The 25,197-nt window shown below is 71.8% G+C and carries 24 protein-coding genes; 16 read left to right on the top strand and 8 right to left on the bottom strand.

Annotated features, from left to right (window positions below):
* Nucleotides 1-56 precede the first annotated feature (56 nt).
* The gene (locus tag ACFYZE_RS21480; RefSeq protein WP_388996273.1) at nucleotides 57-1,268 is read left to right on the top strand and encodes a transglycosylase family protein; all 1,212 of its coding nucleotides are present in this window, start codon (nucleotides 57-59) and stop codon (nucleotides 1,266-1,268) included.
* 39 nt (nucleotides 1,269-1,307) lie between these two features.
* Here ACFYZE_RS21480 and ACFYZE_RS21475 read toward each other — a convergent pair whose 3' ends face one another.
* Nucleotides 1,308-2,393, bottom strand: coding sequence for a DMT family transporter (locus ACFYZE_RS21475; RefSeq protein WP_388996270.1), 1,086 nt, complete (start codon nucleotides 2,391-2,393; stop codon nucleotides 1,308-1,310).
* A gap of 259 nt (nucleotides 2,394-2,652) precedes the next feature.
* Here ACFYZE_RS21475 and ACFYZE_RS21470 point away from each other — a divergent pair, with 259 nt between their 5' ends.
* From ACFYZE_RS21470 to glgC, 3 genes are all read left to right on the top strand, one after another.
* Entirely contained in the window at nucleotides 2,653-3,360 is a 708-nt protein-coding gene (locus tag ACFYZE_RS21470) for a (2Fe-2S)-binding protein (protein WP_388996268.1), read from the top strand.
* Between the two features lie 74 nt (nucleotides 3,361-3,434).
* Nucleotides 3,435-4,586: a glycogen synthase gene (gene glgA, locus ACFYZE_RS21465; RefSeq protein ID WP_388996265.1), complete on the top strand. Its 1,152-nt coding sequence runs from the start codon at nucleotides 3,435-3,437 to the stop codon at nucleotides 4,584-4,586.
* 44 nt (nucleotides 4,587-4,630) lie between these two features.
* Complete coding sequence (gene glgC / locus ACFYZE_RS21460) at nucleotides 4,631-5,851, top strand: glucose-1-phosphate adenylyltransferase (protein ID WP_388996262.1); 1,221 nt, start codon at nucleotides 4,631-4,633, stop codon at nucleotides 5,849-5,851.
* A gap of 34 nt (nucleotides 5,852-5,885) precedes the next feature.
* Here glgC and ACFYZE_RS21455 read toward each other — a convergent pair whose 3' ends face one another.
* Nucleotides 5,886-6,731 carry an SDR family oxidoreductase gene (locus tag ACFYZE_RS21455; protein WP_388996259.1) on the bottom strand — a complete coding sequence of 282 codons (846 nt, stop codon included), beginning with the start codon at nucleotides 6,729-6,731 and terminating at the stop codon, nucleotides 5,886-5,888.
* 104 nt (nucleotides 6,732-6,835) lie between these two features.
* Between ACFYZE_RS21455 and ACFYZE_RS21450 the strand changes: the two genes are divergently transcribed.
* The 7 genes from ACFYZE_RS21450 (at nucleotide 6,836) to ACFYZE_RS21420 (ending at nucleotide 14,341) form a co-directional block, all read left to right on the top strand.
* Nucleotides 6,836-7,228: a winged helix-turn-helix transcriptional regulator gene (locus ACFYZE_RS21450; RefSeq protein ID WP_388996256.1), complete on the top strand. Its 393-nt coding sequence runs from the start codon at nucleotides 6,836-6,838 to the stop codon at nucleotides 7,226-7,228.
* A gap of 78 nt (nucleotides 7,229-7,306) precedes the next feature.
* Nucleotides 7,307-7,516, top strand: a complete 210-nt coding sequence (locus tag ACFYZE_RS21445; protein WP_388996253.1) for a hypothetical protein — start codon at nucleotides 7,307-7,309, stop codon at nucleotides 7,514-7,516.
* A gap of 100 nt (nucleotides 7,517-7,616) precedes the next feature.
* A complete protein-coding gene (locus ACFYZE_RS21440) occupies nucleotides 7,617-9,947 on the top strand; it encodes a GH92 family glycosyl hydrolase (RefSeq protein ID WP_388996250.1) in 2,331 nt (776 codons plus the stop codon).
* 144 nt (nucleotides 9,948-10,091) lie between these two features.
* Nucleotides 10,092-11,453: a wax ester/triacylglycerol synthase family O-acyltransferase gene (locus ACFYZE_RS21435; RefSeq protein ID WP_388996247.1), complete on the top strand. Its 1,362-nt coding sequence runs from the start codon at nucleotides 10,092-10,094 to the stop codon at nucleotides 11,451-11,453.
* Nucleotides 11,454-11,655: 202 nt separating this feature from the next.
* A complete protein-coding gene (locus ACFYZE_RS21430; RefSeq protein WP_388996245.1) occupies nucleotides 11,656-13,131 on the top strand; it encodes an SDR family NAD(P)-dependent oxidoreductase in 1,476 nt (491 codons plus the stop codon).
* Nucleotides 13,132-13,231: 100 nt separating this feature from the next.
* Complete coding sequence (locus ACFYZE_RS21425) at nucleotides 13,232-13,468, top strand: hypothetical protein (protein ID WP_388996242.1); 237 nt, start codon at nucleotides 13,232-13,234, stop codon at nucleotides 13,466-13,468.
* A gap of 171 nt (nucleotides 13,469-13,639) precedes the next feature.
* Nucleotides 13,640-14,341, top strand: coding sequence for a DNA polymerase beta superfamily protein (locus tag ACFYZE_RS21420; RefSeq protein ID WP_388996239.1), 702 nt, complete (start codon nucleotides 13,640-13,642; stop codon nucleotides 14,339-14,341).
* Nucleotides 14,342-14,466: 125 nt separating this feature from the next.
* Here the strand turns inward: ACFYZE_RS21420 and ACFYZE_RS21415 are convergent, their stop codons facing one another.
* Complete coding sequence (locus tag ACFYZE_RS21415; RefSeq protein WP_388996236.1) at nucleotides 14,467-14,952, bottom strand: hypothetical protein; 486 nt, start codon at nucleotides 14,950-14,952, stop codon at nucleotides 14,467-14,469.
* 481 nt (nucleotides 14,953-15,433) lie between these two features.
* Here ACFYZE_RS21415 and ACFYZE_RS21410 point away from each other — a divergent pair, with 481 nt between their 5' ends.
* The 4 genes from ACFYZE_RS21410 to ACFYZE_RS21395 all read left to right on the top strand — a co-directional run bounded on the left by ACFYZE_RS21410 (nucleotide 15,434) and on the right by ACFYZE_RS21395 (nucleotide 18,723).
* Nucleotides 15,434-15,610: a hypothetical protein gene (locus tag ACFYZE_RS21410; protein WP_388996233.1), complete on the top strand. Its 177-nt coding sequence runs from the start codon at nucleotides 15,434-15,436 to the stop codon at nucleotides 15,608-15,610.
* 53 nt (nucleotides 15,611-15,663) lie between these two features.
* Nucleotides 15,664-16,146 (top strand): GNAT family N-acetyltransferase, encoded by a 483-nt coding sequence (locus tag ACFYZE_RS21405; RefSeq protein WP_388996231.1) that lies wholly within the window; start codon nucleotides 15,664-15,666, stop codon nucleotides 16,144-16,146.
* A 122-nt stretch (nucleotides 16,147-16,268) separates the two neighbouring features.
* Nucleotides 16,269-17,153, top strand: coding sequence for an SDR family oxidoreductase (locus ACFYZE_RS21400; protein ID WP_388996228.1), 885 nt, complete (start codon nucleotides 16,269-16,271; stop codon nucleotides 17,151-17,153).
* A gap of 43 nt (nucleotides 17,154-17,196) precedes the next feature.
* Nucleotides 17,197-18,723: an FAD-dependent oxidoreductase gene (locus tag ACFYZE_RS21395; protein WP_388996225.1), complete on the top strand. Its 1,527-nt coding sequence runs from the start codon at nucleotides 17,197-17,199 to the stop codon at nucleotides 18,721-18,723.
* A 63-nt stretch (nucleotides 18,724-18,786) separates the two neighbouring features.
* On the opposite strand, the gene ACFYZE_RS21390 is transcribed toward ACFYZE_RS21395, so the two are convergent.
* From ACFYZE_RS21390 to ACFYZE_RS21375, 4 genes are all read right to left on the bottom strand, one after another.
* A complete protein-coding gene (locus ACFYZE_RS21390) occupies nucleotides 18,787-19,155 on the bottom strand; it encodes a TraR/DksA family transcriptional regulator (protein WP_388996222.1) in 369 nt (122 codons plus the stop codon).
* 34 nt (nucleotides 19,156-19,189) lie between these two features.
* Entirely contained in the window at nucleotides 19,190-20,377 is a 1,188-nt protein-coding gene (locus tag ACFYZE_RS21385) for an alcohol dehydrogenase catalytic domain-containing protein (RefSeq protein WP_388996219.1), read from the bottom strand.
* Nucleotides 20,378-20,495: 118 nt separating this feature from the next.
* Nucleotides 20,496-22,784 carry a catalase gene (locus tag ACFYZE_RS21380; RefSeq protein ID WP_388996217.1) on the bottom strand — a complete coding sequence of 763 codons (2,289 nt, stop codon included), beginning with the start codon at nucleotides 22,782-22,784 and terminating at the stop codon, nucleotides 20,496-20,498.
* Between the two features lie 180 nt (nucleotides 22,785-22,964).
* A complete protein-coding gene (locus ACFYZE_RS21375) occupies nucleotides 22,965-23,138 on the bottom strand; it encodes a hypothetical protein (protein ID WP_388996215.1) in 174 nt (57 codons plus the stop codon).
* A gap of 244 nt (nucleotides 23,139-23,382) precedes the next feature.
* On the opposite strand from ACFYZE_RS21375, the gene ACFYZE_RS21370 reads away from it, so the two are divergent.
* The gene (locus ACFYZE_RS21370; protein ID WP_388996691.1) at nucleotides 23,383-23,802 is read left to right on the top strand and encodes a CBS domain-containing protein; all 420 of its coding nucleotides are present in this window, start codon (nucleotides 23,383-23,385) and stop codon (nucleotides 23,800-23,802) included.
* 9 nt (nucleotides 23,803-23,811) lie between these two features.
* Here ACFYZE_RS21370 and ACFYZE_RS21365 read toward each other — a convergent pair whose 3' ends face one another.
* Nucleotides 23,812-25,188 carry an amidase gene (locus ACFYZE_RS21365; protein WP_388996211.1) on the bottom strand — a complete coding sequence of 459 codons (1,377 nt, stop codon included), beginning with the start codon at nucleotides 25,186-25,188 and terminating at the stop codon, nucleotides 23,812-23,814.
* Nucleotides 25,189-25,197 lie beyond the last annotated feature (9 nt).

The following is a 25,197-nucleotide window of genomic DNA, read 5'->3' as shown; positions in this document are numbered from 1 at the left end:
GGCCTGTTCGCGGCGTTTACTTTTGCCCCTCCTGACGCATGTCGAGGGGGCTTCCCATGGCCGTACGCGGCCGGCACCGCCGGTATCAGCCGACAAGGATCAACCGCGCCTCGCTCACCGTCACGGCGGGCGGCGCCGGCATGGCACTTCCGCTCATCGGCACCGGCGTCGTGCACGCGGCCGACGTGGACACCTGGAGCAAGGTCGCCGCCTGCGAGTCCAGCGGCGACTGGGGCGTCAACACCGGCAACGGCTATTACGGGGGACTGCAGTTCACGCAGTCGACCTGGGAGGCCTACGGGGGGACGGCATACGCGCGTCGCGCGGACATGGCCACCAGGGACCAGCAGATCGCCGTGGCCGAGAAGGTCCTCAAGGGACAGGGGCCCGGCGCCTGGCCGGTGTGCTCCGTACGCGCGGGACTGACCCGGGGCGGATCCGGACCCGACACGCCGGAGGCCGCGCCGGCGACCGTCAAACGTTCCGTTCGCGACGTGAAACCGCAGACCACGCCCCAGTCGCAGGCGGGCACCACCGAGATGTACACCGTGGTGCACGGCGACACGCTCTCCGGCATCGCCGACTCCCACCACGTCCAAGGCGGCTGGCAGCGGCTGTACTCGGCCAACCGGACGACGGTCGGCGCGGACCCGGACCTCATCCTGCCCGGCCAGCGGTTGAACCTGCGGGCCGAGGCCGGCAAGGCGGCCAAGGCCCCGGCGCACCCGGAGGCGGCGCCGGAGCGTATTCGCAAGAACTCCGAGGCAACGACTCACAAGACCTCCGAGCGGATCCACAGGACGTCCGAGGGAACCCACAAGTCGACCTCCCGGAAGACGCCTTCGCATCACAGCGCCCCCACGCACTCCATGGTCGCCCCGGTGAACGCCGCCACGGGCACGCGCTACCACGCCGCGGGGTCGGCGTGGTCGAAGGGCTACCACACCGGCGTCGACTTCCCCGTGCCGACCGGCACCTCCGTGCGGGCGGTCGCGGCCGGGCAGGTGGTCGGCGCCGGCTGGGGCGGCTCCTTCGGCTACCAGGTGGTCATCCGGCACGCCGACGGCCGCTACACGCAGTACGCCCATCTTTCGGCGATCTCCGTCAGGGACGGGCAGAGCGTGGTGGCGGGCCAGCGCATCGGCCGTTCCGGCTCCACGGGCAACAGCACGGGCCCGCATCTGCACTTCGAGGTGCGCACGGGGCCCGGGTTCGGCAGCGACATCGATCCGGTCGCCTATCTCCGTGCGGGTGGCGTCACCGTCTGACACCGGTCGGTCCGGTGCCGTCCGACACGACCGGACCGTTCAGGACCCGGCCCGAGCGCGATGCCGGTCCATGGCGGGCGCCGGAATGAACACCCCGGTGTGCAAGGGGCCGTAGGGGTACGACGGCTCGTCGTACGTGGCGGGGTCCCGGTCCTCGGGCGCCTTCTCGACCACGTCCTGCTCGCCCGGCACGGTCTCCCGCACGGGCATCGCGGGCTCCGGGAACGACCGCGCCTTCGGCCACGGCTCGCCCGCGGCCTCCGTGACGGCCTCGCCGACCGCCGTAGGGCGCCGCTCGCCGTCGATCCGCTCCGAGGTCAGCAGGACCAGTCCGCCGGCGGCGAGAACACCGCAGACCAGGGTGAGCAAGGTGCCGGTGGTGCCGTAGCGGAAGGTCTCGCCGAACAGGGTGATGCCCACCGCGGCCGCCGCCACCGGATTGACGACGGTCAGCGTGGCGAGCGGTGCCGCGAGGCCCGCGCCCCGGTAGGAGGCCTGCGACAGCAGCAGACCGGCCGTCGCGAGGACGCCTATCGCCGCCAGGCTCGGCAGGTCCCCGAGGGAGACCCCGCCGGTCCAGTCCACCGCGACCGTCTTGGTGAACACCGACGACATGCCGAACGCGACACCGGACGCCACCGCCAACAGCACGCTGCGCACCGCCGGATGCCGGCGCGTCGCCCGCCCCGCGACCATCAGCGCCATCACGCCACCGGCGGTGACCAGGGCCAGCGTCATCCGCTGGGCGTCACCGAGGGAGTGCGTGTCGGAGGCCCCGACCAGGGAGAGCAGGCCCGCGAGGCCCACGGTCGCCATGACGGCACCGCGCCAGGCGGTCGTCCCCGCCCGGCGGCCCACGTACAGGGCCGCCATCGGCAGCGCGAACACGATGGTCAGCGCGCCCAACGGCTGGACCAGGCTCAAGGGGCCGTAGGCGAGCGCCGCCACATGCAGCAGTCCGCCGAGACCGTTCAGCACGACCGCCGCCCACCAGGCCGGCCTGCGCAGCGGCGCGTAGGACCGGTCGGGCGCGGACACGGCGACCTGCTCCTGCACGATCGCCCCGCCCGCGTACGCGACGGCGGAGACGAGCGACAGGAGCACGGACAACGCGAGGGCGCTCATCAGCGCCTCCTTCGCGTGGGGCCGGAGCGGGCGGCCCGGCGCGACGAACGGTCTTCCTGCATGGTCAACACGATGCCGTGCGAGGCTGTTCCCGTCGTCGTCCCTGAGCACTCATCGGGTCATACTGCCGATGGAGTACGAGAGCGTTTCTCTCATCCCCAGGAGGGGTGCCGACGGGCGGGTGCCCCTGGGCAGGAGCTGAGCCCGGAGGGGGAGCCGGGAGCCCGGAGCACGCAGCGCGCTTGGTAGTACTGAGCTCGTGGACCTCGACCTCGACCTCCCGGCGCTCGGCGCGCTCGGCGGCTTCTTCGTTCTGCGCACCGGAGCGCCGCCACGTGGGGCGTTGCCCACGCTGGCGCAGGCGTACGCGTCCGAGCCGCCGGAGGGCGGCGCGGATCCGCTGGCCGCGCGCATCCGCAAGGTCGCGGACAGTCTCCGGGCACCGGAACTCCGGGTTGCCGCCTCCCTCGCCCACCAGGGCCTGGCGGCCCGGATCTGGTCCGTCGCGCTCGGCTGCGCCGCGCTCTGCGGGTGGGTGCCCGACCTCGATCCCCGGCTGCTGCGCTGGGACCCGGAGGGCGGCGTGCCCGACGACCTGTGGCTGAGCGAGGTGCGCCCGCTGCCCGTCGCCTCGCTCGACACGGTCGTACGTGAGGGGCACCTCGTGCCCCTCACGGCCGCCCTCAACGCGCGCCACAGCGTCTCCGCACGGCTGTTGTGGGGAAACGCGGGCTCCGCGCTCGCCGGTACCGTCCGCATGGTCGACCGCTGGGCGCGGGAGACCGGCCGTACGGATGTGGGGGAGCGGGCCCGCTCCCTCGCCGCGGGACTGTTCGCGCACCCCGACCTGTCCGGCACCGTGGACCCCGCCACCGGCCGCCGCCGCAGCTGCTGCCTCTACTACCGGCTGCCCGGGGGCGGACTGTGCGGCGACTGCTGCTTCGACCGCCCGCCGGGGCAGGAGTGAACACGGGTGGTCTTCCGCAACGGCCGCATCTGGGTGACCATGTGGGAACCAGCCGCTGAGACAGGGGGTACCGGGTGCGAGTGGGACTGCTGACCCGGGAGTACCCGCCGGACGTGTACGGCGGTGCAGGCGTCCATGTCGAGTTCCTCGCCCGGGAGTTGCGCTCCCTCGTCGACCTCGACGTGCACTGCTGGGGCGAGGGCGGAGCGGGCGGCGTCATCCGCCACCGGCCGTGGACCGGCCTCGACTCGGCCAACGACGCGCTGCGCACCTTCTCCGTGGACCTGGCCATGACCGCCGCCCTCCAGGGCCGCGAGCTGGTCCACTCCCACACCTGGTACGCCAACCTCGCGGGCCACCTCGCCAAGCTGCTCTACGGCATCCCGCACGTGATGACCGCGCACTCGCTGGAGCCGCTGCGCCCCTGGAAGGCCGAGCAGCTCGGCGGCGGATACGCGCTCTCCAGCTGGGCGGAGCGCACGGCGATCGAGGCCGCGGACGCGGTGGTCGCCGTCTCCGGCGCCATGCGCGACGACATCCTCGCCTGCTACCCGGCCCTCGACCCGGCACGGGTCCACGTCGTGCACAACGGCATCGACACCACCCTGTACCGGCCGGACCCCGGCACGGACGTCCTCGCCCGCATCGGCGTCGACCCGGACCGCCCCTATGTCCTGTTCGTCGGGCGGATCACCCGCCAGAAGGGCGTGCCCCATCTGCTGCGCGCGGTGCGGCACATCGACCCGGCGGTCCAGGTCGTCCTGTGCGCGGGCGCGCCGGACACCCTCGAGATCGACCGCGAGTTCCGTGACCTGTTCGAGGAGCTGAGCCGGGGCCGTGAGGGCGTGCACTGGATCCCCAAGATGCTGCCGCGCCCGGAAGTGATCCAGCTCCTGACCCATGCCACCGTGTTCGTCTGCCCGTCGGTGTACGAGCCGCTCGGCATCGTCAACCTGGAGGCCATGGCGTGCGGCACCGCCGTGGTGGCCTCGCGCACCGGTGGCATTCCGGAGGTGGTGGACGACGGCCGTACCGGCCTGCTGGTCGACGTGGACGACGGCTTCGAGGAGCACCTCGCGCGCGCCCTCGACGCCGTCCTCGCCGATCCGGTGGCCGCGCGGCGGATGGGCGAGGCCGGACGGGAGCGCGCGGCGGGGGAGTTCGGCTGGGACGCGGTGGCCCGGCGCACGGTCCGCCTGTACGAGGATGTCCTCAAACAGGGGTAGTAGTCAGCAAAGTGCAGCACAACCGGGCGTAGAGGGGCGGCGGCATGCGGCGCGGTGGACCTTCGGTGCTGGGAATCGTACTGGCCGGCGGGGAGGGCAAGCGGCTGATGCCGCTGACCGCCGACCGTGCGAAACCGGCCGTGACCTTCGGCGGGACCTACCGCCTCGTGGACTTCGTCCTGTCGAACCTCGTCAACGGCGACATCCTGCGCATCTGCGTGCTCACGCAGTACAAGTCGCACTCGCTGGACCGGCACATCACCACCACCTGGCGGATGTCCAGCCTGCTCGGCAACTACGTCACCCCGGTACCGGCCCAGCAGCGGCTCGGCCCGCGCTGGTACCTGGGCAGCGCGGACGCGATCCTGCAGTCGCTGAACCTGATCCACGACGAACAGCCGGAGTACGTGGCGGTGTTCGGCGCCGACCACGTCTACCGGATGGACCCCCGGCAGATGCTCGCGCAGCACATCGAGGGCGGCGGGGGCGTGACCGTCGCGGGCATACGGGTGCCGCGCGCCGAGCCCTCCTCCTTCGGCGTGATCACCCCCGGCTCGGACGGTCAGACGGTCGAACGCTTCCTGGAGAAGCCCGCCGACCCGCCCGGCCTGCCGGGTGACCCCGACACCGTCTTCGCCTCCATGGGCAACTACATCTTCACCACCAAGGCACTGATCGAGGCGTTGCAGCGGGACGCCGAGGACCAGAACTCGGTGCACGACATGGGCGGTTCGATCCTGCCGCAGCTCACTGAGCGCGGTGAGGCCCAGCTGTACGACTTCAGCGCCAACCATGTGCCCGGCGAGACCAATCGCGACCGGGGCTACTGGCGGGACGTGGGCACCCTGGACGCGTACTACGAGGCGCACATGGACCTGATCGCGGAGCGCCCCGCCTTCAACCTCTACAACCGCAACTGGCCGATCTACACGCACTCCAACCAGCTGTCACCGGCCCGCTTCAGCTCGGGAGGCATCGCCAGCGAGTCGATCATCAGCGCCGGGTGCCTGATCCGGGGCCAGGTGACGAGGTCGGTCCTGTCCCCGGGCGTCCTGGTGGACCCGGGCGCCGTCGTCCAGGGCTCGGTCCTGCACGACAACGTCCACGTCGGCCGCGGCGCGATCGTCCGCGGAGCGGTTCTCGACAAGAACGTGGAAGTACCCCCGGGCGCGACGATCGGCGTCAACCCGGAACGGGACGCGGAGCTGTACACGGTGTCGAAGGGCGGAGTGATCGCGCTGGGGAAGGGGCAGCGGGTGTCGTAGACGCTGTGGGGCCGGGCCACCATCCGCTCCCGTGTCAGCGGAAGGCGGCGGCGTTCTCCCGGGCCCAGTCGGCGAAGGGGCGGGCCGGGCGGCCGAGGACGCGTTCGACGTCGGGGCTGACGCGTTGTTCGGCTGGGGTCGGCTCGCCCAGGATGGTCAGCGTGGTCTCGACCACCGGCTCGGGCATGAACCGCAGCATCTCCGCTCGGGCCTCGTCGCGGGTCTGCTCGGTGAACCGTACGGGTTCGCCGAGCGCGTCGCCGATCGCCTCCGCCCTTTGCCGGGGCGTGGTGAGCGACGGCCCGGTCAACTCGTGGACGAGGCCGTGGTGACCGTCCTCCCGCAGCGCCGCCGCGGCGACCTCGGCGATGTCGCCGGGGTGGACGGTGGGCAGTCCGACGTCTCCGAACGGCGCCGCGACGGCCCGCCGGGTACGGACCGCCTCGGCCCAGGCGTACGCGTTGGAGTGGAAGCCACCGGGTCGCAGGATCGTCCACTCCAGGCCCGACTCGCGTACGGCGTCCTCGATGGCGCGCGCGACGCCTCCGTGCGAGCCCGACTCCGGCCGGGTCGCGACCCCTTGCGACGACAGCAGCACCACCCGTTCGACACCGCCGGCCTTGACGACGTCCAGGATGTCCCGCGGGTTCAGCAGGTGCGCACTGGGGCCGCCGTTCTGCAGGAAGACCGCATCGGCGCCCTCGAACACGGGCCGGAGGCTCTCCGGGTCGGTCAGGTCCGCCGTCCGCCGCCGCACACCCTCCGGCATGTCGGCCTCCGAGATCCCGCGCGACGTCGCGGTCACCTGCTCGTCGGCGGCCACCAGGATCCGCACGAGCGACCGGCCGACGTTGCCGGTGGCCCCCGTCACTACGAACATGGCCAACTCCCTGTTGTTTCGAAGTGGTTGTCGAGACACAGGGACGCTAACACCGTCGGTATAGTAGGTACCTACAGGAAAGTGGCTATCCCGGAGGGGTGCACATGGCCGGTGAAGCGACCTGGGTGGCGTCCGCGGCGACCGACCCCGAACTCGCCTGTCCCATCACCCCGGTCGTCGACCTCGTGTTCAGCCGCTGGACGACCCCGATCCTGTGGACCCTCCACACCCACGGCCGTCAGCGCTTCGTCGAACTTCAGCGTCGCATCGACAGGATCACGCCCAAGGTGCTGACCCAGCGACTGAGGCAACTCGAGCGCGACGGGCTGATCGTGCGCACGTACCACCCGGAGGTACCCCCACGGGTCGAGTACGAGATCAGCGAACTCGGCCGCAGCCTCGCCCCGCTCTTCGCGCACCTCGCGGAATGGTCCGCCGAGCACCTGGACGAGGTCGAACGGGCCAGGAACGACTACGACGCCGACCCGGCCCGGTAGCAGCGCCGGGCAGCACGGGCGGGTGAACGGCCGCCGTTCGGGAAGAACCCCGGCGAGCACATCCTCGTTGCCCATCCCGTGGAGTCGCAGCTCTCCGGCATCGAGCGGCACAAGGACCGTAAGGGGGACCGCCGCATCTTCGGCGTGCCCTCCGGCCGGTGGATCGGTTCGGGCAGGCGGCTCCAGCTCACCCACGACTCGTGGATGTCGACCGCGGTCTGCTCGGCCATGACCGCCGGGCCCTCGAGCCGGACGCCGCGCGTTCGCGGATCGCGCACCAGGCGCTGATCCGCGACGCGTCCCGGAACAACCCCGCCGGTTGCCCGCGAAACTGACGCCCCGCCACCACCATGTGCTCGACGACATCAACCTCCGGAGGTCTTCCCAGATGAGACGCACCCGGCGCCTGCGCCTCGCCGCCGCGAGCACGGTGGTGGCCTCTTCGCTGTGCCTCCCGCCGGCCGCCCATGCCGCAGAGCCGCGCGACGGCGGGCTCACCGGCCTGGTCAACCCCTTCATCGGCACACAGGACGAGGGCAACACCTTCCCCGGCGCCGCCGTGCCCTTCGGCATGGTGCAGTTCTCCCCGGACACCGGGCACAACACCGGCTACGACCACACCCAGAACCGGATCCGCGGCTTCTCCCTCGTGCACCTCTCCGGCGTCGGCTGCGCCATCGGAGGAGACCTGCCGGTGCTGCCGACGACGGGTGACGTGACCGAGACGGACTACGCCAAGTACGCGGCCAAGTTCAGCCACGCGAACGAGCAGGCGAGCCCCGGTTACTACAGGGTCGGCCTCGACAACGGCATCGAGGCCGAACTGACGGCGTCCCAGCGCACCGCCGTCCAGCGCTACGCCTTCCCGGCCACCGTCAAGGCGAACGTGCTGCTCAACGCCGGCCAGGCGCTGCACAAGAACGTGTCCTCCAAGGTCGAGATCCTCGACGACCGCACCGTGCGCACCGAGATCACGGGCGCCGGCTTCTGCCGCTCCACCCGGCCGTACACGGTCTACACCGTCACCCGTTTCAATCGGCCGTTCACCGCGCACGGGACCTGGTACCAGGACTCGATCACCCCGGGGGCGACGAAGTCCACGGGGCCCGGGCGCAACGGCGCCTACGTCACGTTCGACACCACCAAGAACCGCACCGTCGAGGCGACCACCGCGCTCTCGTACGTCGACGCGCACGGCGCCGACGTCAACCTCGCTACCACTTACGGCCGTTCGTTCGACTCGGTGCGGGAGGCCGCCCGCCGCGCCTGGGAGGACCGCCTCGACGACGTCCGGGTCCAGGGCGGCGACGGCACTCTGCGCACCACCTTCTACTCCTCGCTGTACCGGTCGTTCCTCGCGCCGAACATCGGCAGCGACGCCGACGGCCGCTACACCGGCTGGGACCAGAAGGTCCACAGCGCGCAGGGCTTCACGTACTTCCAGAACTGGTCGCTGTGGGACACCTACCGCACCCAGTCCCAGCTGCTGTCCCTGCTCGCGCCGCGCGAGGCGCGCGACATGGCCGTCTCCCTGCTGAAGGTCGACGAGCAGGGTGGCTGGCTGCCGAAGTGGGGCTACGGCCCGGTCGAGACGAACATCATGAGCGGCGACCCCGTCACCCCGTATCTGACCCACGTCTATCACCAGGGACTGCTCAAGGGGTACGAGGAGCGGACGTACCGCGCGCTGAAGAAGAACGCCGACGGCGTGCCGTCCGCCGACACCATGTACACGGGCCGTGAGGCGAACCGCGAGTACATCGCTCACGGCTTCGCGCCCTACATCAAGGGCCGCCCCTACACCAAGCCCGGCGACTCCGACTACCACCACGGCGGGTCGGTGACGCTCGAGTACGCGCTCGCGGACGCCATGCTCGCCCAGATGGCACGGGGCCTGGGGCACCCCGCGGACGCCGCCCGCTACGCCGCCCGGTCGCGGAACTACCGCACCCTCTTCGACCCCTCGACCGGCTTCTTCCGCGCCCGGGACGCCTCCGGGGCCTTCGCCGGGTCGGCTGATCCGGCCAAGAGCAAGGGCTTCCACGAGGGCACCGCCTGGCAGTACCAGTGGCTCGTGCCGCAGGACCTGCCCGGCATGGTGGGCCTCATCGGCGGCCGGCAGGCGGCCAACGACCGGCTCGACGACTTCTTCGCCTACGACGAGCTCCTCAAGGACCCGAAGAGGACCGCGCGTGAAGTGTGGGTGCACGGACCGTACGCCTACTACAACGCGGCCACGTACAACCCGCAGAACGAGCCGGACCTGATCGCCCCCTACACGTATCTGTCGACCGGTCAGCCGTGGAAGACCACGGACGTCGTGCACGCGGCCCTGACCCTCTTCACCAACGGCCCCACCGGGATGACCGGCAACGACGACCTCGGCACGATGTCCGCCTGGAACGTGCTGTCGTCCATCGGCCTCTTCCCCGTACAGCCCGGCTATCCCACCTGGGGTCTGACCACCCCGGTGTTCGAACGTGTCGACCTGGTGCTCGACCGGGCGTACTACCCGCGCGGCAGGCTGACCATCGCCGCACCCGGCACGTCACAGAGCCGCCGGTACGTCCAGAACGTGCACATCGACGGAACGGTGTACGAACGCACGTACGTCACGACGGACGCCTTGCGCCGGATGGGCACGCTGGAGTTCACGGTCGGCGCGCGGCCGTCCGGGTGGGGTACGGCACCCCAGGCCGCGCCGCCCCCGCTGAAATGACCTCTTCCGCCACATCAGTCCCGCCTCTCTCGGCGAGGCGGGACTTAATCCGCTGTTAACTGTACGTAGCCTGATCGTACTTGACCGTAATCGTCTGTCGGAGGTTGACTCGTGCTTCCCTCATCGTCGACGCGAGGCAAGCCATTGACTTCTGACCTGCTCGCACCACTCGACCTGGCGTTCTGGAACATCGAGTCCGCCCGGCACCCCATGCACCTCGGTGCCCTCGGCGTGTTCTCCTGCCACTCGCCGACCGCGGGCGCCCATGCCGCGGATCTGCTGGCGGCCCGCGCCGCCGCGGTCCCGGGACTGCGCATGCGGATCCGCGACGTCTGGCTGCCGGAGGTACGCCTGCCGCGCGACCTCGCCGCCGCGCGCCTCCCGCTCGCCCTGGGTGGCGCGACCCGGGAACCGGACCCCGACTTCGACCCTCTGCGCCATGTACGGCTGCACGCGCCCACCGACGACTTCCACGCCGAGGCCGGGCGGCTCATGGAGCGCGCGCTGGTGCGCGGCCGGCCGCCCTGGGAGGCGCATGTGCTGCCGGGGGAGGACGGCACCTCCTTCGCCGTGCTGTTCAAGTTCCACCACGCGCTCGCCGACGGGCTGCGCGCGCTCACCCTCGCGGCCGCCGTCATGGACCCCATGGACATGCCCGAGCCGCGGCCGCGCCCGCCGGAGCCCGCCCGGGGCCTCCTGCCCGACGTGCGCAGGCTCCCGGGGCTGCTGCGCGGCACGCTCGCCGACGTGGGGCGGGCCCTGGACATCGGCGCCTCCGTCGCCCTGTCCACCATCGGCATGCGCTCCTCGTCCGCGCTCACCTCCGAGCCCAGCGGCACCCGCCGTACCGCCGGTGTCGCCATCGACCTGGACGATGTGCACCGGGTGCGCAAGTCGGCGGGCGGCACCGTCAACGACGTGCTGATCGCGGTCGTCGCGGGCGCCCTGCGGCGCTGGCTGGACGAGCGCGGCGACGGCAGCGCGGGCGTCGAGCCGCGGGCGCTCATCCCGGTGTCCAAGCGTCGGCCGCGCACCGCCCACCCACAGGGCAACCGGCTCTCCGGCTACCTGATACGGCTCCCGGTCGGTGATCCGGACCCGCTGGAGCGGCTGCGGACGGTCCGTACGGCCATGGACCGCAACAAGGACGCCGGGCCCAACCGGGGCGCGGGCGCCGTCGCGCTGCTCGCCGACCATGTGCCGGCGCTGGGGCACCGGCTGGGCGGGCCGCTGGTCAGCCAGGCCGCGCGGCTCTGGTTCGACATCCTGGTCACCAGCGTGCCGCTGCCCAGCCTCGGCCTGAGGCTCGGCGGCAACCCGCTCGCCGAGGTCTACCCGCTCGCCCCCCTGGCCCGCGGCCAGTCCCTGGCGGTGGCGATCTCGACGTACCGCGGTCGCGTCCACTACGGGCTCGTCGCGGACGGCCGGGCGGTGCCGGACCTGGAACGCCTGGCACGGGCGGTCCCTGACGAGGTCGAGACACTGCTGGCGGCCTGCCGCACCTGAGCGGGGACGGACGCGTCGGTCCCGGCATCCCGAGTGGTGCCGGGGCACGCGTCATCCGCGGCGGCGCGCGGCCCATCCGCCGGCGACCGGGCCGAACTCGATCATCGCGGGTTTGGTGACCCGCCCGCCGCTCCGTAAAATTCCCCGTTCGGAGGCGAGCGCGGTCGGAGCGCTGCGCGGGAGAGCGAGGAACGGCAGCGCGATGACGGTGACAGAGGACGGCCCCGCGGCCATGGACGAGGTGGCGTACGGGCCCGGCATCGACCCGGAGCGGCTCGCCGTCTGCCTCAGCGTGCTCGAGGAGCTGGACAAGCTCGACGTCGACCACCCCGACGCGATCAAGGTGCGCCGCGCCACCTCGCACATCTACCGCACGGTCAAGCAGCGCCGCCGCCAGGAGCGCCGCGCCGCCAAGACCGCCCACGACAAGACGGTCACCGAGGCCACCGCCACCGGCTCCGCGCAGCGCATCGACGACGAGACCGAGGGCATCCTGCCGTCCTCGGCCACCGAGGCCGGCCGGATCGCGGGGATACTCCAGCGCCCCCGCTCCTGCTACGTCTGCAAGACCCGCTACGTCGAGGTCGACTACTTCTACCATCAGCTCTGCCAGAAGTGCGCCGCCGAGAACCGGGCCCGCCGCGACGCCCGGGCCGACCTCACCGGCAAGCGCGCCCTGCTCACCGGTGGCCGGGCCAAGATCGGCATGTACATCGCGCTGCGCCTGCTGCGCGACGGCGCCCACACCACGATCACCACGCGCTTCCCGAACGACGCCATCCGCCGCTTCAAGGCCCAGCCCGACAGCGACGAGTGGATCCACCGGCTGAAGATCGTCGGAATCGACCTGCGCGACCCGGCCCAGGTGGTCTCGCTCGCGGACTCCGTGGCCGCCGAGGGACCGCTGGACATCCTGATCAACAACGCGGCGCAGACCGTACGCCGCTCCGCGCAGGCCTACAGCGAACTGGTGGCAGCCGAGTCCGCCCCGCTCCCGGCGGGCGAGCTGCCGGCTGCCGAGGTCATCGGCACGTTCGGCTCCGGGGCCGTGGCCGCGCTGCCCGTGGCCGGCGGCGGCGCGCTGACCGCGCAGGACGTCACCGACCTCGCGCTGGTCTCCGGCTCGGCGTCCCTGGAACGCATCGCGGCCGGTACGGCCATCGACGCGGGCGGCCTCGTCCCCGACCTGCACGACACCAACAGCTGGGTGCAGACGGTCGAGGAGGTCACGCCCATCGAGCTGCTCGAGGTCCAGCTGTGCAACTCGACGGCGCCCTTCATCCTGATCAGCCGCCTGCGCCCGGCGATGGCGGCGTCGCAGGCCCGCCGGACCTACATCGTGAACGTCTCCGCCATGGAGGGCGTCTTCAGCCGCGGCTACAAGGGCGCCGGACACCCGCACACCAACATGGCCAAGGCCGCCCTGAACATGCTCACGCGCACCAGCGCCCAGGAGATGTTCGAGAAGGACCGCATCCTGATGACCGCCGTCGACACCGGCTGGATCACGGACGAGCGCCCGCATCCGGACAAGGTGCGCCTGGCGGACGCGGGCTTCCACGCGCCGCTCGACCTCGTGGACGGCGCTGCCCGGGTATACGATCCGATTGTGCGCGGCGAACAGGGCGAGGACCTGTACGGCGTCTTCCTGAAGGACTACGCGCCGGGGAAGTGGTGAGCCCGGTAGCGGCCCGAGAGGCGGTGACGCGGCGCCCTTGACGCGTCATCCGGCGCCGGCCGGGAACTCGTCCTCGACGAGCACCGCGCAAGGAGGGCCCATGTCCACTCCCCATGAGATCGATCCCCGCGCCGCCGGTGATCCCCGCAACGTCTACCCGAGCGACGAGCAGTTCTACATGTCCGATCGCCCGGCGGACTGTGTCCTGCCGGAGGACCGGCCGCGCGGCGGAGGGGGAACCCCGGCTCCGCTGAAACACCGGAGCACCTGGGCCACGGTCGGGCTGATCGTGTGCATCGTGCTGGTGATCGCGGCCGGGATCGCACTCTTTCCCTGAGCGACTGCCGGTCCCGTACGGCGTACGCCCCGGAGGCTGAGGCTCCGGGGCGTACGTGTGAAAACCCTTCGCCGTGGCCCCGCCCGGGCGGTTAACGTCCCCCCATGACCTCAAGTCCCCACTGACCGCGGGCGTACCGGCGCAGCGTGAGAACCAAGGAAGGCGGCGACCGTGACCGTCCCGAACGTCCTGCTGTCCGGCATCGTCGGGTCCACCGCGTACGGGCTCGCCCACGAGGACTCCGACGTCGACCGGCTCGGCCTGTTCGCGGCGGCCACGGAGCGGCTGCACGGACTGCACCCGCCCAAGGAGTCCTTTGTCTCCACCGCCCCGGACCGCACCCTGCACGAAGCCGCGAAGTGGTGCCGGCTCGCGCTCGGCGGCAATCCCACCGCGACGGAACTGGTCTGGCTCCCGGACGAGTTGTACGAGGTGCGCACCGCGCTCGGCGACGAGCTGATCGGCATCCGGACGTCCTTCTTGTGCGCCAGGCGCGTCCGTGACGCCTATCTCGGCTACGCCACCCAGCAGTTCCGTCGCCTTGAGTCCCGAGGGGACGGCTCCTTCTCCGCCGACACCCGCAGACGCACCGCCAAACACGCCCGTCACCTCAGGCGGCTCTGCCACCAGGGCCTGGAGCTGTACACCACCGGGCGGCTGACCCTCCGCGTGGAGAACCCGCAGGAGTACCACGAGTTCGGCGAGCGCGTGGCCGCCGACCCGACGGTGGCTCTGCCCCTGCTCCGGTTCTACGAGCACGCCTTCGGCGAGGCACGCGCCGCGCTGCCGGAACGGCCCGACGAGACGGCCGTCGAGGCATGGCTGCGCCGTGTCCGCGCCCACTTCTACGCGCCCGGTGCGCGGGCCGCTTGACGCCCCGCGCCCGGGAGGACGAGACCGCCATCAGGGCACGGCCTGGCGCCCGCGCCGGACCGGAGTCGATCGCGAGAAAGGCCAGGACGGCGCACAGGCGGCGCGTCCCCGGCGGCGTGTCGCGCTCAGTCCACGGCTTCCAGCCGGGCGTGTCGTGCCGCCACGAGCTCCAGCACCGTCCGCCAGTCCTCCAGCACCCCCGCGTCCAGGCCCGCCACCTCGGCCGCCTCTTCCGCCTGCCGCAGGGTGACGACGTCGCCGGCCAGCGGGTCGCCTTCGAACGCGGCGGCCTCCGCGGGCGTCAGCGGCCCGTCGTGCCCCTGCAGGCGTACGAGACGGGAGACCCTTTCACCGAGCAGCGGCCGTACCGCGTCGGCCGCCAGGTCGGCGCGCCCGGCGCCGTCGCCCCGTCCCAGCAGCGGGCCGATGCCGTGCACCAGCCCGGCGACCTGGAGTTCCTTGTCCGCGGGGTGACTTCGGCGCAGCAGGGCGGCGGTCTGCAGGGCGTGTTCGTACACATCGACCGGCCGTCCGCTGCCGCCGGGGGTGTTCCGCGCGCCCCGGCAGGCGTGCAGCAGGTCCATCAGCTCCTCGACGCTGCGCAGCTCCATGCGTCAGTCCTCCCGCGAGAAAAGCCGTTGCCGGTCATCAGCAGATCAGGGTGAGCTTGCGTACCGGCCAACGGGACCTGAACTGAGCACCGTGTGCGCCGGTCCGTACACCTGCCGTACCGGTGAGCAGTTCGACGAGGGGACCGAACGGGTGGCCTCGAACCATGCTGAATACCGCCAAAATGGTGGAAAACGTGGCCGCATGGAACCGTACGACTCAAGACAGTTACACGGTTGTTTCAGCCCCATCGAGCGGGAGCCCGCTCATTTGGTTAACCTGAGGTGTACGGACAGCCTTTGGGGTCCTACCCACACCCACGGTCCGTCCCGGGACAGGTCGGTCACCACGGCCTGCCCTCGTACGAGTTGCCGGCGCCACCGCGTCCGACCTTTTTGACTTGAACCCGACCGGACGTCGAGGGCACGGCGGCACACTGGACCGGAACGTCCTGAGGGTTACCCGACACATAAGGAGTGCGCGGTGACACCGGAGAAGACGCATCACGAACAGCGCCCCAAGGAACGCATGGAGCGCGGAGGCCGTCGTGTCGAGAAGAAGCTCGGCAGCTTGGACGTGTGGGCCCGTTCCGCCCCCATCCGGCTGGCCGGTTACGAGGACGACCTCGCCGAGCCGCACATCCTGCCCAGCGTGGACTGACCCCTCGGACCCGTCGTGATCACTGACGGCATGGGCGTGCCAGGCTCACGCCCATGCTGATCAGAGAAGCCGCGGCCGGCGACTGGCCGCGCATCTGGCCGTTCTGGCACCGGATCGTCGCCGCCGGGGAGACCTACACCTGGGACCCCGACACCTCTGAGGAGACGGCCCGCGCCCTGTGGATGGCGCCTGCCAAACGCGTGTACGTCGCCGAGGACGACGCCGGAGCGATTGTCGGCTCGGCCTACGTGACGCCCAACTACGGCGGCCCCGCAGCCGGTATCGCCAACGCCGGTTTCATGGTCGACCCCGACCGCGCGGGACAGGGCATCGGCCGCGCTCTCGCCGAGTACATCCTGGCCGCGGCCAAGGCCCAGGGTTACCGGGGCATGGTCTTCAACGCGGTCGTCGAGACCAACCCCGCGGTGGCGCTGTGGACGTCCCTCGGGTTCGCGATCGTGGGCACCGTTCCGGACGCGTACGACCATCCGCGGTTCGGGAGGGTGGGGCTGCACGTCATGTACCGGGTGCTGTAGGGACACGGGCTATAGGGACACTCTCAATCGAACAGATGTCCGTGAATGGTGCGTTCGATCTGTCTGGTTCGAAGTGTTCCGGGCATGTGTCGATCCCGCCCGGTGGGGGGACTCGACGCACCGTGAACGACAACGCAGCTCAGCACCCCGGACAACAGCATCCTCAGCCCGAGTTCCCCCAGCAGGACCAGCCGCACCCGGGATGGACCGGCCCGATGGACCCGCCGCCGGACCACGGGGAGGACTCGTACCGCGGCAGTGGCCTCCTCACGGACCGGAAGGCCGTCATCACCGGCGGCGACTCCGGGATCGGACGCGCCGTCGCACTCGCCTACGCGCGGGAGGGCGCGGACGTCCTGTTCACCCATCTGGAGCAGGAGAGCGGCGAGGCCCGTGAGACGGCGCGTCTGGTCGAGGACGCGGGCCGCAAGGCGGTGCCGGTGTCCTGCGACATCCGTGACGAGGAGCAGTGCGACCGTCTGATCGAACGGGCGCTCTCCGAGTTCGGGCGCATCGACGTCCTGGTCAACAACGCCGCGTACCAGATGGCCCAGTCCGACGGCATCCAGGCCATCACCACCGAGCAGTTCGACCGGGTGATGCGGACGAACCTCTACGGGATGTTCTGGCTGTGCAAGAAGGCACTGCCGCACATCCCGCCCGGCGGATCGATCATCAACACCACGTCCGTCCAGGCGTACAAACCCAGTTCGCACCTGCTCGACTACGCCACGACCAAGGGCGCCATCGTCACCTTCACGCAGGGCCTGGCGCAGATGGTCGCCTCCGACGGCATCCGGGTGAACGCGGTGGCTCCGGGGCCTGTGTGGACCCCGCTGATCCCGGCGACGCTCCCGGACACCACCAACTTCGGCAAGCAGGCACCCTTGGGCAGGCCCGCCCAGCCGGCTGAGATCGCTCCCGCGTACGTCTTCCTCGCCTCGCAGCACGCGAGCTACATCACCGCCGAGATCGTCAATGCCACGGGCGGCACGCCGCTGCCCTGACCGGCCGCGCTTCGACGGCCCGCCCCGGGGAACTCGGGGCGCCATGAGTGACCACACCGGCACGCAGACGTCGTACTGGATCGAAACGGCACCCGGAGTCCCCCGGCCCGCCCTCACCGAGGACATCACCGTCGACGTGGCCGTCGTCGGGGGCGGGGTGGCGGGCCTGAGCACCGCCTGGGAGGTGGCGCGCGGCGGCCGCAGCGTTGCCGTGCTGGAGGCCGGACGCCTCGCCGAGGGCGTCACCGGGTACACGACCGCCAAGCTCTCCGCGCTGCATTCCCTCGTCTACCAGCGACTGCGCCGCACCCGGGGCGCCGACGGCGCGCGGTTGTACGGCCGCTCCCAGCTGGAGGCGATCGGCCGCGCAGCCGAGCTGGTGGACGAACTCGGCATCGACTGCGACTGGGAGACCGCACCGGCGTTCACCTACGCGACGGACCACGACCGCGTGTCCGAGCTGCGCGCCGAGGCGGACGCCGCGCGGGAGGCGGGGCTGCCCGCCGAGTTCGTCACCGACACGGATCTGCCCTTCCCCGTGGCGGGCGCGGTCAGGGTGGCCGACCAGGCGCAGTTTCATCCGCGCAAGTACCTCCTGGCGCTCGCCGAGGCGCTGGAGCGCGGTGGCGGGCAGCTGTACGAGCACACCCGCGTGGTCGGACTGCACGAAGGCGAGCCCTGCCGTCTGACCACCGAGGCCGGACACACGGTCACGGCACGGGACGTCGTGGTGGCCACCCATTACCCGATCTTCGACCGCGCGATGCTCTTCGCCCGGCTCTCGCCGCGCCGCGAGGTCGTGCTGACGGCGCCGATCGAAGCGGGACGTGCGCCGCAGGGCATGTACATCACTCCCGAGGAGAACACGCGGTCGATCCGCACCAGCCCCTACCAGGACGGCACGCGTCTGCTGATCGTCACCGGCGAGCACTTCACGCCGGGTACCTCAGACACCGGCGAACACCTCACCCGACTGGCCGGCTGGGCCACCGAGCGCTTCGGGCCCCTGGAGTTCAGGCACCGCTGGGCCACCCAGGACAACGACTCCTCGGACACCGTGCCGCTCGTGGGGCCCCTGCACCCGGCGAGCCACCACACCTACGTCGCCACGGGCTTCGGCGGCTGGGGGCTCAGCGGCGGTGTCATGGCAGGGCTCCTGCTGTCCGCGCTGATCGACGGGCGCGAGCCGCCGTGGGCGCAGTTGTACGACCCGCGCCGGGTCGGCACGGTCCTGAGGGAGGCGCCCGCCTTCCTCAAGTACCAGGCGAAGGTCGCCCAGCACTTCGTGGGTGACCGTCTGGCGCCGTTCATCGGCGGCGGCTCGGTCGACGACGTCGCCCCGGGAGACGGCGCGGTGCTGCGGGTCGGCGGCCATGTGTGCGCCGTGTCCCGGGACGACTCCGGGCAGCTGCACGCCGTGTCGGCGCGCTGCACCCACCTGGGCTGCCTCGTCGCGTTCAACCGCGCCGAGCAGGCGTGGGAGTGCCCCTGCCACGGTTCTCGCTTCGACGCCGACGGACGCGTTCTGCAGGGCCCGGCCGTACGGCCGCTGGAGCAGCGGGACGTCTGACGGGATCCGGCTTCGGGCGGACCCGGCTTCGGGCGGATTGCGGGCTTCGGGCGGACGCCGGCTTCACATTCCGGCGTCCGTCCCCGTCCGTGCGCAGGCGATGCAGAGGTCCGTGTGCGGTACCGCCAGCAGACGGTCGCGGCCGATCTCGCCGCCGCAGGCCGTGCACCGGCCGAAGCCGGGCGCCCCCACCCGGGACAGGGTGGTGAGGATCCGGTCCAGCAGCGTCCGGGCGCGCTCGGTGTCCGTGCGCAGGCTCTCGAGGGCGGTCGTCTTCGCGCTCGCGTCGCCCGCGTCGAGGTCGCAGTCCGCGGACAGGGCGGACATCTGCGCCTCGGCCGCCGCGAGCTCCACGCGCAGCGCGTCCGCCTCTGCGGTCAGCCGCTCGGCGATGTCGCGCAGGTCCTCGGTCGACAGTTCCTTCGTCGGCATGGGTACGTCACCTCGGGCTCGGTCCTCAGGACGGTCACGGCTTGAGCAGGGTCTTGACCATGCCGTCTTCCTTGGCCTGGAACATCGCGTACGCCTTGGGTCCGTCCTCGAGCGGCATGGCGTGCGTCTTGAAGCCGTCCACGCCGAGGGGGTCCTCGTCCGTGAGCAGGGGCAGGATGTCGTCCACCCAGTTCCAGACGTTCGCCTGGCCCATGCGCACCTGGACCTGCTTGTCGAACATGGTCAGCAGGGGCATGGGGCTCGCGGCCCCGCCGTACACCCCGGAGACGGACAGGGTGCCGCCGCGCCGTACCAGGTCGATCGCCGTGTGCAGGGCCCCCAGCCGGTCCACTCCGGCGTGCTCCATCAGCGGCTGCGCCACCGCGTCGGGCAGATGACCGGTCAGCCACTGCGCGGCCTTGGCGAACGGGGCGCCGTGCGCCTCCATGCCGACGGCGTCGATCACGGAGTCCGGTCCGCGCCCGCCGGTCAGATCCCGCACGGCCTCGGTCAGGTCCCTGCCGCTGTGCCGGCGGAGGTCGAAACAGGTGACCCCGTGTGCCGCGGCGCGCTCCAGCCGCTCGTCCACCAGGTCCACGCCGATGACCAGACCGGCGCCCCGGTGCCGGGCGATCCGGGTGCACATCTCTCCGATGGGCCCGAGGCCCAGGACGGCCACGCTGCCGCCCTCGGGCACCGCCGCGTACTCCACCGCCTGCCAGGCGGTCGGCAGCACGTCGGACAGGTACACATACCGGTCGTCCGGCGGCCCTTCGGGCACCTTGATGGGCAGCCTGTCGCCGAACGGCACCCGCATCAGCTCCGCCTGCCCGCCCGGCACCTGCCCGTACAGCTTGGTGTACCCGAACAGGGCTGCGCCGGTGCCGCGCTCGCGGACCTGGGTCGTCTCGCACTGCGAGTGCAGGCCCTGGTTGCACATGAAACAGTCACGGCATGAGACGTTGAACGGGATGACCACCCGGTCGCCCGGCCCGAGCGTGCGAACCTGCGGCCCGACCTCCTCCACGATGCCCATGGGTTCGTGGCCCAGGACGTCGCCCTGGTCGATGAAAGGACCGAAGAGCTCGTACAGGTGGAGGTCGGAACCGCAGATCCCGCTGGACGTGACCCTGACGATGATGTCGTCGGGCTTCTCGATCCGCGGGTCGGGGACGGTCTCCACGCGGACGTCGCGTCGGCCCTGCCAGGTCAGTGCTCGCATGTTCTGCTCCTCCGGTCCTGCCGCAGGCGGGATCACGCCGGTCTTCCGAGTACCGGGCTCCCGGTCCGAGTCCCCTGGGCGCCCGGTTCGACACACCGACGTGGGGGGCCGGACCCGGTCACACGCGGGAGGCGAACCGCTCCCAGACGCGGTGCTTCGTCAGCAGACCGATGATCTCCTGCAGCGCGTCGGAACCGGTCCGGGCGGTCACCACTCCGGGAGCGTCCGTGGGCACACCGGCCGCCCGGAGCGCGGCCTCGGCGCCGGCCCAGCCACCGATCGCCTTGCCGTGCCGGAAGGCCTCCGCCAGCATCAGCAGCACCCGGGGATCGACGCTGCTGTCGGCTCCGGGTTCCCCGGCCTTCGCATCGCGTGCGCCGTACGCGTCGGGGGCGGGCGCCGGAGCGCCGGCCAGCAGCACGGCGTCGTACTCGACGGACCGGGCGGTGGCGAAGCTGCGCTGGACGGTGATGGGCTCGCCCTCCGGGTCGAGCTTCCCACCGGCGGGAGCGATGACCAGCGGCACCATGCCCGCGGTGAACACCGCGTCCCGCACCGAGCGCAGACCGTCCAGGTCGGTGGCGCCGTCCGTGACGACACCGATGATGCGCCCGTCCAGCGGCCAGGTCTGGCCCACCTGCGACAGGGCGGGACTGGGGTCGACCGCGACGATCGGCACGGTGGCCTCGGGCGCGGGCAGACCGAGGCCGGCGGCGACCTGTTCGCACAACTCGGGGTCGATGTTGGCGAGTACCCGCAGCCCTCGTTCCTTGACGGCCTGTTCGTAGCACTTGCCGAGCTCGAAGGTGTAGGCGGCGACCAGGTGTTCCCGCTCCACCGGGCTCAGGCTCAGCCAGAACATCCTCGGCTGGGTGAAGTGGTCCGCGAAGGACGCCGGCGCGGTACGGGACTTCGTCGCCTCGGGAATCCGCACCGGAGCCTCGACGTACGCGTGGTCGCCCGCGCCCCCGAGGTCGCCGGTGCCGGCAACGAACGGGCAGCCGCCGTCGAGGGAGTTGGGCCGGTAGGGGGCCACCCCGGTGTGCACGGCGGTCTGGTGCATGCCGTCGCGCAGCATGTCGTTCACCGGGGCGTGCGGGCGGTTCACCGGGATCTGCGCGAAGTTGGGTCCGCCCAGGCGGGTGATCTGGGTGTCGAGGTAGGAGAAGAGGCGGCCGGCCAGCAGCGGGTCGTCGGTGATGTCGATGCCGGGCACGAGATGGCCGGGGTGGAAGGCGACCTGCTCGGTCTCGGCGAAGAAGTTCGACGGGTTGGCGTTCAGCGTGAGCAGACCGACCGGCTGCACGGGCGCCAGTTCCTCGGGGACGATGTTCGTCGGGTCCAGCAGATCGATGCCTTCGAAGGTTTGTTCGGGAGTGTCCGGGAAGGTCTGGATGCCCAGCTCCCACTGGGGATACGCGCCCGCCTCGATCGCGTCGGCCAGGTCGCGCCGGTGGAAGTCCGGGTCCGTCCCGCCGATGAGCTGGGCCTCCTCCCACACCAGGGAGTGCACGCCGAGCCTCGGCTTCCAGTGGAACTTCACCAGTGTGGTCGCACCCTCGGCGTCGACCAGCCGGAAGGTGTGGACGCCGAAGCCCTCCATCATCCGGAACGAGCGCGGAATGCCCCGGTCGGACATGTTCCACATCGTGTGGAACGTGGCCTCGGTGTGCAGGGTCACGAAGTCCCAGAACGTGTCGTGCGCGCTCTGCGCCTGCGGGATCTCCCGGTCGGGGTGCGGCTTCGCGGCGTGGACGACGTCCGGGAACTTGATCGCGTCCTGGATGAAGAACACCGGGATGTTGTTGCCGACCAGGTCGAAGACGCCCTCACCGGTGTAGAACTTGGTCGCGAAACCCCGGGTGTCCCGCACGGTGTCGGCCGACCCCCGGGAGCCGAGCACCGTGGAGAACCGTACGAACACCGGTGTCTCGACGTCCCGCTGAAGGAAGGCCGCCTTGGTGACGTTCGCGGCGGTGCCGTAGCTCTGGAACACGCCGTGGGCCGCGGCGCCGCGGGCATGCACGACCCGCTCGGGGATGCGCTCGTGGTCGAAGTGGGTGATCTTCTCGCGCAGATGGTGATCCTGGAGCAGGACGGGCCCGCGCTCACCGGCCTTCAGGGAGTGGTCCGTGTCGTAGAGGCGGTTGCCCTGCGCGGTGGTGAGGTAGGGGCCGCCCTGGGCCCGCGCCGTCGGGTCCGCTTCCGTGGGGCGGCCGGTGGGGCTGACCGCGGCCGGGGTCGTCTGGTCGGGCTTGGGCGGCAGCGGCGGCCTGGGCTCGGTCGGCTCGGCCACCTCGGGCGGCTCGGCGCCGGGCCTGCCGGGGATGCCGCCATCCGCCTGCCCGTCGCCCCGCAGCGCGTCGACCACCTTGTCCTTCATGCCTTTGACCGGGTTCTCGCTCATGTGGTTGCCGCCTTCCGGGCGTGTCGTCCACGCGGCGAAACGGGCAGCGGAGGAAGACGTCCTCCCGCGCCCATGGAGGGGGCGCCGCGCGCTCGCGTTCGCTTGCCCCGCCTGGGTACCCACGCCCTCGTCGGTGAAGCGTGTACGCGGCAGCCGAATGGCCCGGTCGTTCCTCGGCCCTCAGTCCTCGCCCCGGACGATGTTTCCCTCCGGGCCGCGGCGCGGCCAGGGCCTCTTCCCGTCGTCGACGGCCGGCACACAGGTGCGCAGGCGGTTGTCGCGCAGGCGGCGGGCCTGCGCCCAACCGGTCTCGGGCGGGCGGACGACGGGCTTCTCACTCGGCTGTGCGGTCACGACAGTTCATCTTCCTTCTGCGTCCTCGAGCGCCGGGCCCCATCTCACCGGGGCCTCACGGCGCTTGCTGACCGAGTCCCCAGGGACGGCGTGGGGAAACGGGCCGGGGTGACGTGTGCCGCCCTTTCTGCGGAACACCCCCCCGCGTACCGGCCGAAACGACCGGGTGAGGCGTCGGGTTCGCCGGGTACCCGGCGGCCGAGCGCGGTGACCGGCACCGCAGCAATGCGCGAAGGGAGACATGATGGCCCAGCACGTACGCGACATCATGACCGCCGCACCCGTGACGGTCGAACCGCGGACCTCGGTGGCGACCGTGGCCCAGGTGATGCGCGACCAGAACATCGGCGCGGTCCTCGTGACGGAGGGCGACCGGTTGCGCGGGCTGGTCAGCGACCGCGACCTGGTGGTGCGCACGGTCGCCGAGGGAGCGGACCCGCGGGAGACCACGGTGGATCGCGCGTGCAGCGGCGACCTGGTCACCGTGAGCCCCGAGGACGAACTGGACCGCGCGGTACGGCTGATGCGCGAGCACTCCGTGCGCCGTGTCCCGGTCGTCGAGAACGGGGAGCCCGTGGGCATCGTGTCCCTCGGCGACCTGGCCATCGAGCGGGACCCGGAGTCGGCGCTCGGTGACATCAGCGTCGCGAAGTCCAACCAGTAGAACGGGTGCTCAACCGGCCGGCTCGGAGCGTGTGGCACCGCCCCGGCCCAGCGGGGCGGTGCGCCGCCAGGGCCGCAGGGACTCCAACTGGCCTGCCACCGCCAGCAGTTCCTGCTCCGAGCCCGGCCGTCCCACCAACTGCACCGCGCAGGGCGCGCCGTTCGGAAGGGTGCCGAACGGGACCGACATCGCCGGCCAGCCCGTGAGGTTCCACGGCGGGGTCATGGGGGAGTAGGCGGTGTTCGCCAGCACGTTCCGCAGCCAGCCGCGCTCGTGCCAGGAACCGGCGACCGGGCCGCGACGGGCGAGCGCCGGCGTGAGCAGCACGTCGTGCGCGGCGAAGAACGGTTCGAGGAGCCGGCGCAGTTGCCCGCGGCGGTCTCCGGACCGCACGCTCCCGACGAAACGCCGCCCCACCGCCGCGTGCACCCGGGTGCGCCGGGCCAGCCGCCGCGGGTCGAGGCCATCCGCGTCCACCGCCGTACCAGCCGTCCAGTGCGCCAGCGACGTCGTGCCCAGCCACCAGGGGTACGGCGGCTCGTCCGGACGCACGTCGTGACCCGCCCTCGACAGCAGTGCGGCAGCCGCGCGGGCCGCGTCCGCGTACGGGCGGCTCACCGTGACACCGAGCAGGGGACTGCGCAGGGAGAACGCGATCCTGCGCCTCGCGGTTCCCGAAGCCTGATCCTCGCCCGTCCCCGCCAGGACGCCGAACATCAGCCGTGCGTCCTCGACCGTCGTCGCCAGCGGGCCGTTCTCGGACATGCCGAACCAGTCACCGTTGCCGATGCCCGCGGGGATCACGCCGTGGCCGGGCTTGACGGCGACGAGGCCGCAGTTCGCGGCCGGGATGCGCAGCGACCCCATCCCGTCGTTGCCGAGCGCGACCGGCACCATCCCGGCGGCCACCGCCGCCGCACTGCCGCCGGAGGAGCCTCCCGCCGTGCGCGTCAGGTCCCACGGGTTCCGGGCGGTCCCGTGCACCCCTTCCGTGGTGCCGAAGACGCACAGCTCCGGCACGTTGGTCAGACCCACCACCACCGCGCCCGCCGCGCGCAGCCGGGCCACCGTGAGATGGTCCCGCTCGGCGGGCGTGTCGGGGGTCGCGGCCGAGCCGTTGCGGGTCGACTCGCCGCGCACCGCCAGATTGTCCTTGACCGCGACGGGAACGCCCGCCAGCGGCAGATCGGCCAGATCGTCGCGCTCCGCGACCTCGTCGGCCTCGGCGAGCGCCGCCTCCGTGCGGACCCGGCGGAAGGCGCCGACGCGGCCGTCCAGCTCCTCGATCCGCGCGAGGTGCTCCGCCACCACCTCCCGCGGGGTGACCCGCTTCTCCCGTACGGCGGCGGCGATCTCGGCGGCGGTCCGGCCGACCCAGCTGGTCACGGGCGCTCC

This window comes from Streptomyces sp. NPDC001796 (assembly GCF_042892355.1).
In the GTDB taxonomy this organism is placed as follows: Bacteria; Actinomycetota; Actinomycetes; order Streptomycetales; family Streptomycetaceae; genus Streptomyces.
Note: the sequence above shows the minus strand (reverse complement) of the source record. Positions and strands in the feature narration are given on the sequence as shown.